Origin of the sequence: Aeromonas sp. PrichA-15 (genome assembly GCF_017939245.1) — a bacterium.
GTDB lineage: Bacteria > Pseudomonadota > Gammaproteobacteria > Enterobacterales > Aeromonadaceae > Aeromonas > Aeromonas caviae.
Genome location: NZ_JAGKRH010000037.1, coordinates 1 through 486, shown reverse-complemented (window position 1 = coordinate 486; position 486 = coordinate 1). Strand labels below are relative to the sequence as shown.

The window sequence follows — 486 nt, the reverse complement described above, 5'->3', positions numbered from 1 at the left end:
CTTTCAAGAAGGTCATTCCAGAACTGACATTGCCCGCTTTCTCAAAGTCAGCCGCACAAGTGTCAACAAATGGGTGAGCAACTTCTTGCTACACGGCGTGGCGGGGCTGGATAGTGTCCGTCCACCAGGCCGACCCGCCAAGCTCGGCGCCGAACAGCTATCCCAGCTTAGCGAATATATCGACCAACAAAGCCGGCTGGCCATCGGGGGACGACTGCAAGGTACTGATATTCAAACGTATATCGAACGAGAGTTTGGTGTGGCCTATGAACTCTCCAATGTCTACCGCCTCCTCAGAGAGCTGGGGTTTTCCTGGATAACCAGTCGCTCACGACATCCGAAGCAGGATGGGCAGGTGCAGGAAGCTTTTAAAAAACTTCCAGCTGGAAACGATCCTTAACATCCCGGGTCATGTTGCGCTTGCCAATGTCGATGTCTGGTTTCAGGACGAAGCCCGGTTTGGTCAACAAAATACGACTACCCGAC

1 pseudogene is annotated in these 486 nt (G+C 53.1%); it reads left to right on the top strand.

The features are described from left to right. A pseudogene (locus J9889_RS07170) lies at positions 1–486 on the top strand (IS630 family transposase); the annotation flags it as partial.